This is a genomic window from Paracraurococcus lichenis (assembly GCF_030657435.1).
Taxonomy (GTDB): domain Bacteria; phylum Pseudomonadota; class Alphaproteobacteria; order Acetobacterales; family Acetobacteraceae; genus Paracraurococcus; species Paracraurococcus lichenis.
The window spans coordinates 1-14,223 of the sequence record NZ_JAUTWS010000055.1; the positions used below are offsets into that span (position 1 = coordinate 1).

The 14,223-nt window shown below is 66.7% G+C and carries 13 protein-coding genes; 7 read left to right on the plus strand and 6 right to left on the minus strand.

What is annotated here, in order from left to right:
* The 3 genes from Q7A36_RS30385 to Q7A36_RS30395 form a co-directional block, all read left to right on the plus strand.
* The coding region (locus Q7A36_RS30385; protein ID WP_305107539.1) for a hypothetical protein at positions 1–219 on the plus strand (219 nt) is incomplete at its 5' end.
* 80 nt (positions 220–299) lie between these two features.
* Positions 300–1,364, plus strand: coding sequence for an IS110 family RNA-guided transposase (locus Q7A36_RS30390; protein WP_305107540.1), 1,065 nt, complete (start codon positions 300–302; stop codon positions 1,362–1,364).
* 402 nt (positions 1,365–1,766) lie between these two features.
* Positions 1,767–2,231 (plus strand): ISAs1 family transposase, encoded by a 465-nt coding sequence (locus tag Q7A36_RS30395; RefSeq protein ID WP_370655726.1) that lies wholly within the window; start codon positions 1,767–1,769, stop codon positions 2,229–2,231.
* Between the two features lie 217 nt (positions 2,232–2,448).
* Here Q7A36_RS30395 and Q7A36_RS30400 read toward each other — a convergent pair whose 3' ends face one another.
* The 3 genes from Q7A36_RS30400 to Q7A36_RS30410 all read right to left on the minus strand — a co-directional run bounded on the left by Q7A36_RS30400 (position 2,449) and on the right by Q7A36_RS30410 (position 6,097).
* Positions 2,449–3,777, minus strand: coding sequence for an alpha/beta hydrolase (locus tag Q7A36_RS30400; protein WP_305107542.1), 1,329 nt, complete (start codon positions 3,775–3,777; stop codon positions 2,449–2,451).
* Positions 3,778–4,098: 321 nt separating this feature from the next.
* A complete protein-coding gene (locus tag Q7A36_RS30405) occupies positions 4,099–4,572 on the minus strand; it encodes a hypothetical protein (RefSeq protein ID WP_305107543.1) in 474 nt (157 codons plus the stop codon).
* 235 nt (positions 4,573–4,807) lie between these two features.
* The gene (locus Q7A36_RS30410) at positions 4,808–6,097 is read right to left on the minus strand and encodes a hypothetical protein (RefSeq protein ID WP_305107544.1); all 1,290 of its coding nucleotides are present in this window, start codon (positions 6,095–6,097) and stop codon (positions 4,808–4,810) included.
* Positions 6,098–6,516: 419 nt separating this feature from the next.
* Here Q7A36_RS30410 and Q7A36_RS30415 point away from each other — a divergent pair, with 419 nt between their 5' ends.
* The 3 genes from Q7A36_RS30415 to Q7A36_RS30425 all read left to right on the plus strand — a co-directional run bounded on the left by Q7A36_RS30415 (position 6,517) and on the right by Q7A36_RS30425 (position 9,569).
* Positions 6,517–6,699: a hypothetical protein gene (locus Q7A36_RS30415; RefSeq protein WP_305107545.1), complete on the plus strand. Its 183-nt coding sequence runs from the start codon at positions 6,517–6,519 to the stop codon at positions 6,697–6,699.
* A gap of 21 nt (positions 6,700–6,720) precedes the next feature.
* The gene (locus Q7A36_RS30420) at positions 6,721–7,494 is read left to right on the plus strand and encodes an SDR family NAD(P)-dependent oxidoreductase (RefSeq protein ID WP_305107546.1); all 774 of its coding nucleotides are present in this window, start codon (positions 6,721–6,723) and stop codon (positions 7,492–7,494) included.
* Positions 7,495–8,228: 734 nt separating this feature from the next.
* Positions 8,229–9,569 carry a hypothetical protein gene (locus tag Q7A36_RS30425; RefSeq protein ID WP_305107547.1) on the plus strand — a complete coding sequence of 447 codons (1,341 nt, stop codon included), beginning with the start codon at positions 8,229–8,231 and terminating at the stop codon, positions 9,567–9,569.
* 97 nt (positions 9,570–9,666) lie between these two features.
* Here the strand turns inward: Q7A36_RS30425 and Q7A36_RS30430 are convergent, their stop codons facing one another.
* Entirely contained in the window at positions 9,667–10,089 is a 423-nt protein-coding gene (locus Q7A36_RS30430; protein WP_305107548.1) for an HU family DNA-binding protein, read from the minus strand.
* Between the two features lie 400 nt (positions 10,090–10,489).
* Positions 10,490–11,911 carry an IS1380 family transposase gene (locus Q7A36_RS30435; protein WP_305107549.1) on the minus strand — a complete coding sequence of 474 codons (1,422 nt, stop codon included), beginning with the start codon at positions 11,909–11,911 and terminating at the stop codon, positions 10,490–10,492.
* 107 nt (positions 11,912–12,018) lie between these two features.
* Here Q7A36_RS30435 and Q7A36_RS30440 point away from each other — a divergent pair, with 107 nt between their 5' ends.
* Positions 12,019–12,438, plus strand: coding sequence for a DUF2934 domain-containing protein (locus Q7A36_RS30440; RefSeq protein WP_305107550.1), 420 nt, complete (start codon positions 12,019–12,021; stop codon positions 12,436–12,438).
* Here Q7A36_RS30440 and Q7A36_RS30445 read toward each other — a convergent pair.
* On the minus strand, positions 12,419–14,062 hold the full coding sequence (locus Q7A36_RS30445) for a tannase/feruloyl esterase family alpha/beta hydrolase (RefSeq protein ID WP_305107551.1): 1,644 nt from the start codon (positions 14,060–14,062) through the stop codon (positions 12,419–12,421). The genes Q7A36_RS30440 and Q7A36_RS30445 overlap by 20 nt on opposite strands.
* Positions 14,063–14,223 lie beyond the last annotated feature (161 nt).

Here is a 14,223-nt window from a genome sequence, read left to right on the forward strand (position 1 = left end):
TTGCTGGAGGAGGTGCCTGATCACCGCCGCGCGGAGGGCAAGGTCTACCAGCTGGCGTACGTCCTGCTGTTCTCCATCCTGGCCATCGTCAGCGGCGGCTGTGAGACTATTGTTGCTGCTCCGAGGGGCCTGACCCTAGCTGGCGATTGGCTTCGTGCCATCGAGTTGACTTGTCGGCCGCTGGGGCAGCACCCGCCGGCCGCGTGGAACGTGACCTGATAGGAGCTTGAAGACGGATCCCGTCACAGTCCTGTCCGTCCCGCGATCGTCAGCGGTCACTCGGGCAGGGGATTGCCGCCATGGAGAAGACTACACCAGCTACCGAGATCGTTGTCGGCATCGACACCCACAAGCGGACCCACACTGCAGTTGCGCTGAATTCGCTCGGCGCTCGCCTCGGCAGCACGACTGTTCCGGTAAGCCGGGAGGGATATCGGCAACTTGAAGCTTGGGCACGTACCTTCGGCGCGGTGAGGGCATTCGGCATCGAGGGTACAGGATGCTACGGGGCAGGTCTCTCGCGCGTCCTGCGGGATGCCGGGTACCGTGTCCTCGAGGTGAACCGACCTGATCGAAGTGCGCGCCGCCGCCACGGCAAAGACGATCCCCTCGATGCCGAAGCCGCCGCGCGTGCTGTGCTTAGTGGCCAGGCAACGGCAGAGCCCAAAGCTGGCACCGGCTCGGTCGAGATGATCCGCCACCTCACGGTGGCACGCGATGCCGCGGTCAAAGCGAAAACCCAAGCCATGCTTACGCTCAAGTCCATTATCGTCAGCGCACCGGCAGAGCTGCGCGAGCAGCTCGAGAGCATCAGCGGCGAGATGACGCTCGCCCGCCAGTTGGCGGCACTCAGGCCTGGACGCATCACATCGCCAACGGCGTCTGCTAAAGCGGCCCTCAAAGCGATCGCACGACGTTGGCTTGCCCTGAAGGCAGAGATCGGAAACCACGACCGCGAGCTCGATGTCCTGGTCGCGGCCTCCGCGCCCGATCTCATCGCCGCACCCGGTATAGCAACCGTGACGGCGGCCGAGATGTTGTTGCTGGTCGGCGACAATCCCGAGCGCATCCGCTCGGAGGGAGCGCTCGCCAAGCTCTGTGGCGTCTGCCCCATACCGGCGTCCAGTGGGCAGACCAACCGCCATAGACTCAACCGAGGTGGCAATCGGCAGGCCAACGCCGCCCTGCACCGCGTCGTCGTCACACGCATGCGCCGCCATCAGCCCACCATCGATTATGTCGCGCGTCGTACCAAGGAGGGGATGGCCATGAAGGAGATCATGCGCTGTCTGAAGCGCTACGTTGCGCGCGAAATCTTCGGCCTCTTGTGCAGACCCAGGCAAACGGCTCCTACTGCCGCTTAACAGGGCACAGGAGCCTCGATGCCGGCGCCGAGGCGCACCGGCATGCGGAGTCAAACCCGTGCCGTCGGAGTGGCGGCCGCCACCTATTCCCTGCTTTCCGGTTCGACCGGCGGACCTGCTTTCCTGTCCCGACCTGGCGAACTCGCGGCCACGGCGCGCAGTGGCGGTGATGGGAGGCGCGCAGCCGGCCGCAGCCACGCGCAGCACAGCGAGCATGGCGAGGCCGGCGAGCACCGCACCTTCACCGCCGCGAGCACCGTGGCAGCCTCACTCGCCGTCGGGAGGCCAACCCGCAGGCGGAAGCAAATCGGAGGGGCGGCCTTGTCATGAGAGGGAGCCGGAAATCATGCTGACATTCACAACCGCCGGACAGCTCCGATCGCCCTTGACAGACATAGGAGCATCAACTCGTATCGCAGCATCGTCACCTTCATCGAGATGCACCGTCCCCGGCTGAACGAGGTGTTCGGCCTGACCTGGCGGCGAGCGCCGGCGCACACCGCCATCCGCTACATCCTGCAAGGCTTGGACAGTGACGCGGTGGAGGCAGCCTTCCGTGGCCACGCCAAGCTGTTGCAGGCGGCGCACGCCAAGCCGGACGGGGGTAGTCTAGCGATCGACGGCAAGACCCTGCGCGGCAGCTTCGACGCGTTCCGTGACCGCGCCGCCGCGCACCTGCTCGGCATGTTCGCCACCGACACGGCGCTGGTGCTGGCGCACAGCGAGGTCGACGAGAAATCCAACGAGATCCCGGCCGCCCAGGCGCTGCTCGCCGAACTCGGCTTGGCTGGCCACCTGATCACGCTCGACGCCCTGCACTGCCAGAGGAAACCTTCGAGCTCACCGCAAAGGCCGGAGCCAACCTGATCATACAGGTCAAGGACAACCAGCCCACCCTGCATCAGCAAGCCAAGGACCTCTGCGCCAGCGCCACCCCGCTGTTACAGCACCTGCAAAGCCAAGCCAAGTGGCGCGAACCAAACGGATGGTGCCGGCCAGCGGAACTCCGCCCGAGCTATATGACCGGGCTGGCCGAGCGGACTTTGTACGCTCGGTCATTGCCCTCAGCCGTGTTCCGCCCTTCCTACTTCACGGGCTGCGGGTACCCGGCCCAGACCCACTCGAGCGCTGTCGGCAGCGTTTGCAGCGTGGTCGGCCCGTCCACGTGACTGGCATTGCGCGCGAAGACGAACTGATACTGGTACCGCTTGGCAGCAAGTGCCCGCGCCATGTTCTCGTTCGCCAGCACCCAATCGTGCATCCCGTCTGCCAACGGGACCGCCGGGTAGAACAGGTCGTGGTCCCCCACTTCAAACCAGAAGCGGATCGGCTTGCGCGGGCTGTTCGGAACAAGCGGCGAGCCGGTGGAGGCGTCTGTCAATGCCGGGGGGGTGAAACCGCTGGCGACGAGGTTCGGCCGCGCCGGTCCGGCCCATGGAGAATGGTATTCCCAGGCACCGCCGGGCAGCGCGGGGTCGTGCGGCCATTGCTGGTTCACGAAGGTTGGCGAATAGGCCAGCACCCGCCGGTACAGGTCGGGGCGGAACCAGGCCATCGTGAACGCCGCGGCGCCGCTCGAGCTGATGCCCATCGTCGCCCGTGCGTTGGGGTCGCGGGTCAGCCTTATCCCAACCTTCTGCTCGACGGCCGGCAGGACCTCCGATTCCACCCAATCGGCGTAGGTGCCCGATACCTCGTCGTACTCGCGCCCGCGCTCGCTGCCTTGCGCGTCTTGCCCGCCGGAGCCGATAGTGACGGCGACCACCGGCGGGATCCGGTGCTCGGCGATCAGGTTGTCGAGGACAGTGAACAGCTGCTGTCCCGCCGTGGGAAGCGGCAGATCGCCGTCACCGGCAACGAGGAGGGGCGCCTCGGTGCCCGGCGAGTACCCCGGCGGAACGTAAACGGTGACGGTGCGGGTCCAAGACCCAGCGTGGCTCGATGTGATGATCAGGTTGGAGGGATCGCCCGGCGCGGTTGGTGCCGTGTAGACGGTGGCGTTGAGAGAACTCTCTTCGCGGACTCGACCGGGCTTGTAGATCACGCTGTCGGCCGAGGTCAGCGTAAACGAATGGACTTGGCCCTTCGGCCTGTCCGGTCGCTCGGCAGTCTCAGGCGCGGCGGTGTGGGTGGGGCCGATGATGAAGTTGCCGGATCCACGCCTCGGCGGCACGGCCCCATCAGGTAACTCGGTTGCTGGTGGGTAGTTAGAGTTCGTCGGGTCACGCGTGGGCGGCATCGTCTGCAGATCGAGCCCGGTGAGATCGATGTAGAACGGGGCCGATGGATCCGAGGTGTTCGCCCCGGGTGGGACTGTTGCATTGGCGACCGGGGCTGTGCCCTGCGCCGTGGCGGAGGCCGCGAGCGCTGTAGAAAGCAGCGACACCGCAAGCACCGCATGGGTTCTGTTCACCTTCTTCCTCCCGTAAACGACGCCCTCAGCGCTGCCATTCCGCGCACGAGACGCTCCGTGCATAATTCGGCGTCCCTAGCTCATCATGAAGCCCCGAATTCGGGCCGCTGCGGTCGACTTGCGGGTCCCCTGGCGGGTGTAGCGTAGCCGCCACACGAGTTCTTACGCGCAGCCATCCCTATCATGCTGGCTGCGTCCGCACGTCCACCGACACTGAGCGTGAGAAGAATGGGCATAAAGGTTGCTTCTCGGCCGGCCCCCGCGCTTCCGATCGCGCCGCGGGGGCCCTGCTTCGCCGTTCTCGCGGACCATGCTCTAGCCCTATTGGGTCTCGACCAGCGGATCCTCGAACAATTCCTTCGCGTGCGCGACATCCGCGAGAGCGAGGACATAAGATGCCGCATTCTGCACGCTCGAGTACCAAGCGGCGGCGAGCGCCGTCCGCGGATAGCTGTCGCGGACGCGCGCCGCCAAGGTGCGGGCATCCCAAGACGCGGCGCCGAGACCAGTCACCGTGACATCGTAATACTGTCCGAACTCCGTCATGCCGAAAGGCTTCCCGGTGGCGACCAAAGCGGCGTAGTGCCTCAGTCCCCGATCGCCGCCCAGATGCAGATCGTCGTCGTAGACATCGATGCCCACGTCACCTACCTCGGCAGCGCCAATCCAGCTCCCAATGTGACCTGGTTTCGAACCACGCCCGTCTCTGCTCGCCGCCGTCGCCTGCTTCATCTCCGTCGAGCCAGCAGTGTGCTCGCCATTCTCGAAGCGGCGTAGGCTGCCCTTGGCCTTCACCTCACGCCATCGGATCTGGCACGAGTTCTGACAGAACCCTTCTGATCGAACAACGACAAGAACCTGCCGACGAACCTCATGGACGGGTATCGGCACCCGCTCATGCCGCCAGGCGGAAGGAGCAATGCCATCTGAAATTCGTTGACACCGGAATGCCCCCATACAAGCAGCTTCGCGGCTTTTAGAGAAAGCCCTGCTGCGTCTTGACCTGCGCAGCAGGGCCGCGGTGGGAGCGTCAGGCAGCCTTCTCCGCACCCTCCGAAGTTTTGCCTTTGCCATCAGCGGGCTTGGAGATACCGGGGGCTCCGTTAAGCAGGGCCCCCTTACCCGCATTGGCGCTCGATCCTGCCGAAGTCCCAGAACGGATTGTGGTCCCGACCACCTCGTCTCCGTTGGTGGCGCTGGAAGGGCGCTCCAGCAGGCTCGGGACCAATCTCTCCAGGAAGCCGCAGATGAAGCCTAAGGAAATCACTGCCTGCCACGTGGCTGTGGTGTTGGCTTTGAAATCGCCCATGACCAGCGGGGAAATCATCCCGGACCCAAGCGCTATCAGCAGGAACCCGCTGCCGAGCACCGCAGTTGCGATCCGAAGGCCAGTGTCCATGAGGTTGGAGATGGGGTCTTGGTCCGGTGCCACCTTGCGCTCGCGGATGTTCATTGCGGTCGAAAAGGCCGCGCCGAGCACGGCCGCCTTGGCGACCAGCCAGACATTGTCGGCAGGGAGTGAAAATTGGATGATGTGCGGAGCAATTAAGTAGAGCGCTAGGAGAGAGACAACACACCAGATTGCCGTGAAAAAGGCGTACTGTACGCGTCCTGACTTAAGTCGGATCGCCTTAAGGCGATCGATACCCTGCTGCATGCGGAAGGCCGCGAGATCTGGTTCCCCTTCCAGAGCATCCACAAGCGCCAGCCCAAGTTCCCGATGACAGGGATCGCCGCCGCCCCCGATCCACCGGTCTGCCAGAGCGTCGTATTCAATCCTGAGTCTTGAGACGGATTGGATCAAGGCACGCTGGGCTGCATGATCAATGTCTGTGACATCGTTGTCAGCAAACTGGACTGCTACGGGGCCACGGCGAACCTTGTAAACCGCGTAATACGGAGCTCGGCGCGCGAAGATCGCTTCAACCGTGCGTCCCAGCTCGTCCGGCTGGCCAAGTGCAAGACCGCTGACCCGGAAAAGAGCTTTCGGGGAGCCAGGATTAGGTGCTGCATTGTTTGACGGGGGAGCACCATTTTGTTCGGTCGCAGGCAGGGAATTTAGCGGGCTGGAAGGTTGCACCGCCCCGTCGGCCACTGGATTTGGCTTGGTTGTGTGGAGCTTGGTGACTTTATCCCCCGCTGCAGGGAGGTCTTGCGCGCGCTCTCCCTCGCGGCCATCAACGAGAAGGTTTTGTGCTTGTGCCAGATCTTGCGGCTGCTGCTCGCCCACAACAAATACCGGAGTTGTATTACTATCGCGGGCCTGCGCCGCCTGTTGTGCAACCGTTTTCGGCGCCCCAGTACTATTGCCGTCAATCATTTAGAAAATCCTTGTTGTATTTTTGATGAATAAACTTCCGCTTTATAACGAACGACTATTATTTAATCGATTGAATCCACTCGCCGCTCGCTTTGTTGACCATTATTTAGTTTGCTTGGCTAAAGCGCCGTTCCCGCTGTGAAGGTCCGGCTAGTCCAAATATAACCCTTAGGCAGAAACGCAGGTGAACTACTTTCGAACGGTTGCAGGCGCCCGTCGATAACTTCGGTGCGACTGAGCGTAAGCGGCTACGCCCCAGGGGGACTGCCTCATGTTTGAGGGGACGGAACAGATGCGCGATAATCTGTGGCCCGATGCTCTATGTGAGGTGGCGCGCGTGGTGGAGCTGTCAGGGCCACATAAGGTCAGACCGAACGACCTGGCGGCGGGCGCTCGGCCCCTCTGTGGAGGCGGCCGCGGTGCCGCGCGAGGGCTGGGGACGGCAGTTCCGCAGCGAGGGGATGCGGCACCCGGAGGCGCGCATCCGCATGCTGGACGGCTTCAACGAGGGCTGGATCGACTTCCAACGCGACGGCACCGAGCACCGCGCCGGCACGGTTGAGATCGGCACGGTGCTGAGCGACCTCGTCGCGTGCGGCTGACCGCAACATCGGAGGCGAACAATGGCACGCATCCTCATCACCGGGTCGTCGGATGGGCTAGGGCTCATGGCCGGCCAGCTCCTCGCCGGGCAGGGGCACCACGTCGTGCTGCACGCCCGCAACCCGGGGCGCGCGGCCGTGGCCCGCGCGGCGCTGCCGACGGCGGAAGCGGTGGTGGAGGGCGACGTCACCACGATCGCCGGTGCGCGCGACGTGGCCGAACAGGCCAACCGGCTCGGTCGGTTCGACGCCGTCATCCACAACGTCGGCATCGGCTACCGCGAACCGCGCCGTGTCGAGACGGTGGATGGGCTGCCACACGTCTTCGCGGTCAATGTGATGGCACCCTATGTGCTGACGGCATCGATCGAGCGGCCGGATCGGCTGGTCTACCTCAGCTCCGGCATGCATCACGGCGCCGTGGCGCAGCTGGACGACTGCCTGTGGCAGCGGCGCCGCTGGGACGGTGCGACGGCCTACGCCGAGAGCAAGCTGTACGACGCCATGCTGGCCTTCGCGATGGCCCGCCGCTGGTCGGGCGTGCTGTCCAACGCGCTGGAGCCTGGCTGGGTGCCGACCCGCATGGGCGGTCCGAGCGCGCCCGACGACATGGACCACGCGCACCGCACCCAGGCCTGGCTGGCAGCGAGCGACGACCTGGAGGCCCGGGTGACGGGGCAGTACTTCTACCACCGGCACAGGCGCGACCCGAACCCGGCCGCGCGGGATGCCGCCGTCCAGGACCGGCTGCTCGCCCGGTGCGAGGCGCTGTCCGGCATCGCCCTGCCCGCCTGACCTGCTGCCCGCAAGTCACCATTTAGGCCTACCACGCGCATGATACCTACGGCCTCGGCTTGGCGACAACCTACGCGGCCTACCGTGAGGACATCCGGGGCTTTCCCTGCTCTGCTGCTGGGGACCGCCTCATGGTTGGACTTCCTACCTGCCGTCAAGGCTGGAAAGGCAGCCGAAAGCGACATTTGCGGCAGGGTGAGCGGAGCCTTCCCGACCACTCCAGCATAGCACCGTGCTCGCGCCGTCCAGGACGCTGCGCGCCGGCGCACAGCGCCGGGGCCGCTGCGCGGCCTCCTGGACGGCGCTTGCGCGCGGCGCTCTGCCGGACGGCAGGTCGGGACATGGCGTAATCGCGGGCGGGAGGTCGGCTGAGGGCCGGTGCTACGCTCCGCGAGGGGGAGGGCCTGATCGCCCGCGGGCTGGTCGCGGTGTCGCCCGAGGCGCCAACGGTCCTGGGCACCCGCGCCTTCTTCACCTCAGCCGGACTGGCGGCGTTGCGGGCGCTGCTGCAGGACCGTCGTGCGATGGATCCGGCGCGGTTCGGGCACCTCCGGCGCGAGCTGGGGCTCGACTCGCTCGGTGAGGACCGGGCCGCGTAAGGTCCGCAAGCTCATCAGCTTGCTGCCCTTTTTCGGCCCCACCGGACGTCATACCCTGGCCGCCGCTGGTCGGATCAGGCCAATGTTCGGCGAGGGTTGCAGTCCAGGCGAAACGCTTCCTGTCGGAGAGACCTCATGGCGCATCCTCTGACCTCCCTCCTGGGTCGGGCTGTGACGTCCGGAGCGGGCCGGCTTCAGCCAGGCGGTCCCGGGACGGAGGTGCCCGACCGCCCAGCACTGCGCGCATTCTCCGGACGGCGCCCTGTGGGACCGCTGGCCTTCGTGCTCCAGCCGGTCGGCCTCGTGCTGGCCCTCCTCCTGCTGATCCTGGGGTTGGCTTGGCTGGGCACGGGCACCGTCAGGAGCTGGCTGCGGCACGCCGACTACGCCGAGCCCGTGCATGCCGATAGCTCGGTGATGCTGCCGCCACCTGCGCGCCAGGTGGCTGACGTGGTGACCCTCACCGTCCGCGACAGTGCCGGCGACGTGCGGCGGCTGGAGATCGACCGTGTTCAGCTGTCCGCCTTTGTTGCCGACCGCATCGCCGGGTTGGAGGCCGACCGGGCAGCCGCGGCAGCCGCCTTGCGGCAGGAGGTGCGGCAACGCTTCTCGGAGGCCTTCAGCGACGGCGACCTTCGCATCCGCGCCTTCGCCGACTGGTACTTCGCCTGGGGCCGGTCCTGGGCGCTGCTGTGGGAGGCGGCCAGCTCCGCTGCCCGGCATGCGGCCGGCACGGGTGTCGAGACCCTGGACGAGGCGGTCCGGCGCGACATGACGGACTACTACCGGCGGCACTTCACCGAGCAGGTGCTGCGGCCCGAATACCGGGATTGGCTGGTGCAGGAGGCGATCCGCGACGCGATCACCGGCGCGCACCAGCGCTTCGCGGCCGCCGTGACCCGCGAGGATGGCGAACTGGCGCGCTTCCTGGCCACGCACACCTCGCACCTGACGGCCCATGGCACGGGGCCGGTCCGGCTCGATTGGGACGCACAGCGTTGGAAGGCGCCTACCTTCCTCATCGAAGACAAAGGTGCGGAGGGACTGCAGTCCCTGTTGACGGTCGGCGGCAGCACCTGGATGGGCTCAGCGCTCGGGCCGGTGATCAGCCGACTGGTCGCTGAGGCCTTCGCACCGGCTGCCACGAGGATTGCGGCGAGGGCGATCCTGCAGACCGAAGCCGCCGGCAGCGGCGGCACGCTCGGCAGTGTCCTGCCCGGCATTGGCACGGTGGGCGGGGCGGTCGCTGGCTTTGCTCTCGGGACCGGTGTCGACTATCTGCTCAGCAAGGGTCGGGAGTGGGCTGGGCGTGACGCCTTCGAGGCCGCCAACCGCGACGCGCTCCAGGCGGTGCGGGATGCCTGGGCGGCAAAGGCGGACGAGGAGATCGGCCGCGCCCTGGACGTGTGGTTCGACGATGCCAGGGCGGCGCTTCTGACCCTGCAGCAACAGGGCTTCCAAACGCGCAGCCGATAGAGTTTCCGGCTGACTGCCCAGCCTCACGTCCAAGCTCCGCAGGCGGCATACTGGACTCAAAGGAACATCGGTCGGCGTGGCCGCCGCGTGGTGGTGCTCAGCCCTGGCGTGCTGCCTTCCGCTTCGCCTTCTTCAGGCCGGCAACGGCCGCTTCCTTCAGCGATGGGCTGGCCCTGAACTTCACCGTCGCGCCGGCTTTCACCGCGACCTTCTCACCGGTCCTCGGGTTCAGCGCCGTCCGCTTCGGCGTCCCGCGCACTACGAAGGCGTCGAAGTCAGGGATGGTGAACCGGCCGGTCTCGATGATCTTCGCCTTGATCGCCGCGACGATGCCGCCGGCCAGCCGGCCGGCCGCGCTCGCCGGCATCTCGACGGAATGCAGGATGGTGCCGGTGAGGCACTTCTTCGACATTGAAAACTCCATCAGCGAAGCCGCCAGAACCGGGGTCGTGCGTGCGGCGAGGCCCGGGACGAGATGCGCGGGTATTCTGAAGCCATGCCGCCCTGGGTGTACGCCCATGCCGTTGTCCGTAGCATAACGCCCTGAGGGTGATGCACGGCCCTGTAAACGCACTATGCAAATGTCGCCGGCCGCACCTGCGCGAGCAAAGACAGTAGGGCACAGCCACTGCCTCCGAGCACGAGCGCCGGATCGATGTGCCAACAGCCGGGGTGAGGTTTTCCCGCCTTATTCACACTGGCCCGCGTCGATACCGCTTCATGCTGCGTCAAGCGGCAAGCGGACGCTCGGTAGTCGTACGAAGCGCTGTCTTGAAGGGCGCGGCTTCCGTTGAACGGGGGCGAGGACCTCCGCGGCGACGTTGGCGGCGCAGTTGGTGCATGCTGCGGGCATGCGGCCTCGTCCGCCAGGAATGCTGGCGGGCATGGGCGCGACACAGAGTGTTTGACGGAAGCTGCCTTCAGGATCCCGCCCAGGCGAAACGCTCGAAGCGCGGCCAGAGGGCGCTCCAGAAGCCCGCGGCCGTTTGGGCGATGACGAGGGTGACGCGGCGGGCGTGGAGCAGGACGCGGCCGCCGACGCGCAGCACGCGCTCACGGAAGCGCCGCAGGCTCCAGCCGGTGTGGGTGGCGAGTTCCATGGCGCGGCGCCCGGCGTGCATCAGTTCGTAGGCCAGCAGGTGCAGCAGCAGGATGGCCTCGTTGCGGGCGGCGGCGTCGATGCCGGTGGGCAGCGCCGGCAGAGGATTGTCGCGGTAGCGGCTCTTGGTGCGCGGCGCCGAGGACAGCGCCGGCGCGAGGACGTCCATCAGCTCGCCGAAATGGCCCTCCGCTGTGCCGCGTTGCCGGTAATGCGCCAGCAGGTCTTCGGCGGGCATGGCGGCGGCGCTGAAGCTGGTCAGCAGCCAGAAATGGTCGAGCAGCAGGTCGTCCGGGCGCTCCTTGACCACCAGCACGACCCGGCGCGGGCGCGACCAGGAGCCGGCCTGGTACTCCAGCTCGTGCAGCCACAGCCGCGGCTCGTCCGGTGGCCGCCCCGGTGGGCGCCTGAGGTACGGCCCGGCCAGCCGATCGAGAGCGCGGTTGTTCCGCAGCCTGGCGACATAGGGTGTGCCACGCCGCTCAAGCCCGGCGAGCAGCTGCTCCCCGGGGAAGCCGGCGTCCATCCGCACCGCCGCAACCTGGCACATGGAGCCTTCCAGGCGGTCGACGAGGTTGAGGACGAAGTCGAGCGCGCCCTCGGCGGTGTGCGCGTTGCCGGGCCGCAGCCGGGCATCGAGCAGGTCGCCCGTCTCTGCCGCGCAGGCGATGATCGGGTGATACATGCGCTGGTGGTAGTGCCCGTTCCAGGCCGAGCCCGGCTGCTCGCCGTGCACCTCGACCGGCAAGCCGTCGACGTCGATGGTGAGGTAGCGCAGCGCACGGCCACCGCGCTCGGCCCGCAGCCGCCGGGTGGCGAGTTCGCCGACTGCCTCGCGCAGCACCGGCCGGTTGGGCCCCAGCGTCAGGATGTCGAGCAGCCGCGACAGCGTCGGCTGCGAGGCCAGGTGCGCCCCCTCGGCCAGCGGCGTGGTGCTGCGCGTCCCGGCCGCGGCCAGCCGCAGTGCGGGATCGAGCCGCAGAGCATCGGCGTCGTCCTGGTCACGCCATCCCTGTGCGAAGAGCAGCAGCATGGTACGCAGCAGGTCGGCCAAGGGATAAGTCACCAAGTGCGGCTGGCGTGGATCGTGCAGCCGTTCTGTCAGCCAGTCGATGATCCCGCTGCGCTCCATCACCTCGCGCATGATCACCGCGCCTGCGTCGCTGGTCAGGCGTTCGACGCGGGCCTCGACGACCACGCCCGCGTTGAAGCCCGGATGGAAGGTCGATGGCGTTTCACCCATGGGCGGTTCGGCTCTCGCTGCCATTGCAGCGCAAATGCCTGAATCGGCAACGCATCTCCCGCAAGAGCCCGCTCAGAGAGCCGTCAGCATGAATAGGGAGGGGTTTTATGTCGGATATCGATGTTGAGCGAGAGCGGCGCATTCGCGAGCGCGCCTACTTTCTATGGCTGGAGGCCGGCTGTCCGGATGGAAAGGATATTGAGTTCTGGACCCGAGCTCAGACGCTTGAGGCAGACCCACTTCCTCGCGCCAGTGGCCTGCCCCTTTCAGCGGTGAAAGGTGGCGCCGTGGACGGCGTTGCGCGCGGCACGAGGCAAACTGAGTCAGCCCTCCATCGGCCATCGCCGTCCATCTTGTCATCCAGCGCGGCACCGCCGGTCAGGCCGGCGCTACGCCCAGTGTCCGTGCTCCTGGCAATCACGGCCCTGATCCTGGGCGTCACCTGGGCAGCCCGTCACTCCAGAACACGCCATGCAGAACTGGCAAGGGAGTCTGGCGGCCGGAAAGTTAGCGGCGCACGCAGATGAAGTTCGCCGCGTCATCCGTGCTGCCGTCTCCCTTGTACTCGGCCTCCTGTGGATAGGGGCAAATCGGGCGGGTGCGCAGGACAGTCTGCGCAGGATCGTCGCTGGCGTACTTGGTGGCGATGATGGAGTCGGGTGCCACACCGTCCTCCACCCAGCGCTGCAAAGCACCGAGTACGTTATGCTCCGGGTCGGCCAGCGAGCCGGCCGGTGCGGAGAGCTGGCCGATGTTGTTCGGGCCGGGGCCGCCGGTGCAGTGGCCCATGCCAGGCAGCAGGAACAAGCGGTAGAAATCCTGGTTCGCCCGGCCGAGCCGCGTCGCCACGTTGCGGTAGTAGTCGATCGAGCCGCGGGTGGAGATCGCGGCGTCCGCCCAGCCATGATAGTGGATAATCTTCTTGCCGCCCGCGCGGATCCGGCCGAGGTCGGTGTCGGTGTCGGTGTCGGTGGAGTTGAGGATCGGCCCGACCCGTGCCTCAGCCGCCTGAAAGGCGTCGGCGATGTTGATGCTGCTCACGCTGAGGCTCGGGTTGTCGTACACCATGTAGGCAAAAAAGTTGGTGCTGAAAGCCAGTTGTGCGGCGTCGGGCCCGGTGATCCAGGCGGGCCAGTTGCCCGGCTCTGCCTCGTGGCCAGCCGGCCAGCCGGGGTAAATCCGGCCAGTTTCGGGTGTCACAGCGCCGGCATAGATCGCCTCCGCCGCCTCCGCCTGGGACGGCGTGAGGCAGTTCGCGGTCTCATCCGCTTGGCAAACGAGATCGCGCGGACGGGGACTGCAACGCTGCGGCGTGCTGATGATGCCGTCGACCACGCCGTCGCGCGCGTCACAGCGCGCGATGACAGCTTGGCTCAGTGTCTGCAGCGCCTCGGGTGTGAGCGCGCTCGCACGGTCAGCTGCCACGGCCTGCTGGTTCCAGGCGTGGGCAGTGAGGAGATTGGTCCAGTTGTAGGCCGGCGCGCCGACCACCCAGCCGTCGAAGTCATCCGGGTAGCGCTGCGCCTCCATCAGTGATTCCCGCCCGCCGTCAGAGCAACCCTCGAAATAGGAACGGCGCGGTGCCGCCTGATAGAAGGCCGCCACCACCTCCTTGGAGCGCAGTGCGGTGAGGTGCAGCGACCGATAGCCGAAATCGATGATCTTCTCCGGATCCCCGAGCGCCCAGGAGGCGTCCCGACCGCCCGCTTGGTGGCCGTCGTCGGTCCCGGCGGTGGCGTACCCGCGGGCGATGCCCTTGCCCAGCGCGGTGTAGGGAATGGCGCCAGCGAAGCCGCCGTTGCCGCTCTGCAGGTAGCGCCCGTTCCATCCTGTCGGCAGCCAGACCTCGAAGCCGATGCTGGAATCGGGCGTCGGTGCGATGACGCCGGCCACCCGGCAGAACTCGGGTAGGTTGGTGATGGGCGCGGTGGCGCCGGTCGGCGTAAAACTACCGGCCGGCACGACTGCAGCGGTGGTGATGGTGGTGTCCTGAAGCTGGAGGCCGGCGAGGTCGGTGCAGGAAGTTGCTGCCGCGGTCCGGCTCATGCCGAGGGCGAACAGCGCCGTGCCAAGCCAGAACAGCGATAATGTCTTCACAGATTTTGAGCCCTGGACGGCGTGCCATCGCCGACCGGTCCGGGATCTCGCCATGAACCATCCTCCTCCTGCCGACCCCTCTTCTCGCCAGGGCATCGGCCCGTCGGGGAGGAGCGCATCCCACAGCCTGCTTCTTCCGGCGAATAGGGACAATCGGGCATTCCGAAGCGGAACAAAGGTGGAGGATCTCGATAGACCGTTCTTTCCGCGATCGA